Raw genomic sequence first — 3227 nt, 5'->3', positions numbered from 1 at the left:
CTGAGTTCGGGATGGGATCAGGTGGTTCCAATGCTCTATGGTCGTCAAGAAATTCGGTAGCCAGGTCGTTTTCTCTTGCGAGATCACGCTCCAGCGAATGGGTATGTGACAGCTTGGTGTTTTGTGAGTTACAAACTTTCGGTTCGTTTCGTCTTCACACACCGCAATCTGGTGCTCTTTCGAGTCAGCAAATTGCTTGGGTGTTATATGGTCAAGCCTCACGGGCAATTAGTATTGGTTAGCTCAACGCCTCACAGCGCTTACACACCCAACCTATCAACGTCGTAGTCTTCGACGGCCCTTCAGGGAACTCAAGGTTCCAGTGAGATCTCATCTTGAGGCAAGTTTCCCGCTTAGATGCTTTCAGCGGTTATCTTTTCCGAACATAGCTACCCGGCAATGCCACTGGCGTGACAACCGGAACACCAGAGGTTCGTCCACTCCGGTCCTCTCGTACTAGGAGCAGCCCCTCTCAAATCTCAAACGTCCACGGCAGATAGGGACCGAACTGTCTCACGACGTTCTAAACCCAGCTCGCGTACCACTTTAAATGGCGAACAGCCATACCCTTGGGACCGGCTTCAGCCCCAGGATGTGATGAGCCGACATCGAGGTGCCAAACACCGCCGTCGATATGAACTCTTGGGCGGTATCAGCCTGTTATCCCCGGAGTACCTTTTATCCGTTGAGCGATGGCCCTTCCATACAGAACCACCGGATCACTAAGACCTACTTTCGTACCTGCTCGACGTGTCTGTCTCGCAGTCAAGCGCGCTTTTGCCTTTATACTCTACGACCGATTTCCGACCGGTCTGAGCGCACCTTCGTACTCCTCCGTTACTCTTTAGGAGGAGACCGCCCCAGTCAAACTACCCACCATACACTGTCCTCGATCCGGATAACGGACCTGAGTTAGAACCTCAAAGTTGCCAGGGTGGTATTTCAAGGATGGCTCCACGCAGACTGGCGTCCACGCTTCAAAGCCTCCCACCTATCCTACACAAGCAAATTCAAAGTCCAGTGCAAAGCTATAGTAAAGGTTCACGGGGTCTTTCCGTCTAGCCGCGGATACACTGCATCTTCACAGCGATTTCAATTTCACTGAGTCTCGGGTGGAGACAGCGCCGCCATCGTTACGCCATTCGTGCAGGTCGGAACTTACCCGACAAGGAATTTCGCTACCTTAGGACCGTTATAGTTACGGCCGCCGTTTACCGGGGCTTCGATCAAGAGCTTCGCGTTAGCTAACCCCATCAATTAACCTTCCGGCACCGGGCAGGCGTCACACCCTATACGTCCACTTTCGTGTTTGCAGAGTGCTGTGTTTTTAATAAACAGTCGCAGCGGCCTGGTATCTTCGACCGGCATGGGCTTACGGAGCAAGTCCTTCACCCTCACCGGCGCACCTTCTCCCGAAGTTACGGTGCCATTTTGCCTAGTTCCTTCACCCGAGTTCTCTCAAGCGCCTTGGTATTCTCTACCCAACCACCTGTGTCGGTTTGGGGTACGGTTCCTGGTTACCTGAAGCTTAGAAGCTTTTCTTGGAAGCATGGCATCAACCACTTCGCGTCCTAAAGGACACTCGTCATCAGCTCTCGGCCTTAGACTCCCGGATTTACCTAAGAGTCCAGCCTACCACCTTAAACTTGGACAACCAACGCCAAGCTGGCCTAGCCTTCTCCGTCCCTCCATCGCAATAACCAGAAGTACAGGAATATTAACCTGTTTTCCATCGACTACGCTTTTCAGCCTCGCCTTAGGGACCGACTAACCCTGCGTCGATTAACGTTGCGCAGGAAACCTTGGTCTTTCGGCGTGGGTGTTTTTCACACCCATTGTCGTTACTCATGTCAGCATTCGCACTTCTGATACCTCCAGCAAGCTTCTCAACTCACCTTCACAGGCTTACAGAACGCTCCTCTACCGCATCACTTACGTGATACCCGTAGCTTCGGTGCATGGTTTGAGCCCCGTTACATCTTCCGCGCAGGCCGACTCGACTAGTGAGCTATTACGCTTTCTTTAAAGGGTGGCTGCTTCTAAGCCAACCTCCTAGCTGTCTAAGCCTTCCCACATCGTTTCCCACTTAACCATGACTTTGGGACCTTAGCTGACGGTCTGGGTTGTTTCCCTTTTCACGACGGACGTTAGCACCCGCCGTGTGTCTCCCATGCTCGGCACTTGTAGGTATTCGGAGTTTGCATCGGTTTGGTAAGTCGGGATGACCCCCTAGCCGAAACAGTGCTCTACCCCCTACAGTGATACATGAGGCGCTACCTAAATAGCTTTCGAGGAGAACCAGCTATCTCCGAGCTTGATTAGCCTTTCACTCCGATCCACAGGTCATCCGCTAACTTTTCAACGGTAGTCGGTTCGGTCCTCCAGTCAGTGTTACCTAACCTTCAACCTGCCCATGGATAGATCGCCCGGTTTCGGGTCTATACCCAGCGACTAAACGCCCTATTAAGACTCGCTTTCGCTACGCCTCCCCTATTCGGTTAAGCTCGCCACTGAATATAAGTCGCTGACCCATTATACAAAAGGTACGCAGTCACAGAACAAAGTCTGCTCCCACTGCTTGTACGCATACGGTTTCAGGATCTATTTCACTCCCCTCTCCGGGGTTCTTTTCGCCTTTCCCTCACGGTACTAGTTCACTATCGGTCAGTCAGTAGTATTTAGCCTTGGAGGATGGTCCCCCCATATTCAGACAAGGTTTCTCGTGCCCCGTCCTACTCGATTTCATGACTAAGAGACTTTCGCGTACAGGGCTATCACCCACTATGGCCGCACTTTCCAGAGCGTTCCGCTAATCTCAAAGCCACTTAAGGGCTAGTCCCCGTTCGCTCGCCACTACTAAGGGAATCTCGGTTGATTTCTTTTCCTCAGGGTACTTAGATGTTTCAGTTCCCCTGGTTCGCCTCTTGCACCTATGTATTCAGTGCAAGATAACCAGCTTATGCTGGCTGGGTTCCCCCATTCAGAGATCTCCGGATCAAAGTCTGTTTGCCGACTCCCCGAAGCTTATCGCAGGCTACCACGTCTTTCATCGCCTCTGACTGCCAAGGCATCCACCGTATGCGCTTCTTCACTTGACCATATAACCCCAAGCAATCTGGTTATACTATGAAGACGACATTCGCCGAAAATTTGCAATCGCTCACAAATTTTACCTTAGCCTGATCCGTTACCAGTGAAAGTAACGTTCAGTCTATCTTTCTATCACA

The 3227-nt window shown here is 51.6% G+C and carries 2 rRNA genes; both read right to left on the bottom strand.

Going from position 1 to position 3227, the window contains the following annotated elements:
• Positions 1–49 (bottom strand): 5S ribosomal RNA (gene rrf, locus UCMB321_RS31950); the annotation flags it as partial.
• A 158-nt stretch (positions 50–207) separates the two neighbouring features.
• Positions 208–3098: ribosomal RNA gene (locus UCMB321_RS28455) — 23S ribosomal RNA — on the bottom strand.
• Positions 3099–3227: the final 129 nt, after the last annotated feature.

It is taken from the genome of Pseudomonas batumici, assembly GCF_000820515.1.
GTDB classification, from domain to species: domain Bacteria; phylum Pseudomonadota; class Gammaproteobacteria; order Pseudomonadales; family Pseudomonadaceae; genus Aquipseudomonas; species Aquipseudomonas batumici.
Note: the sequence above shows the minus strand (reverse complement) of the source record. Positions and strands in the feature narration are given on the sequence as shown.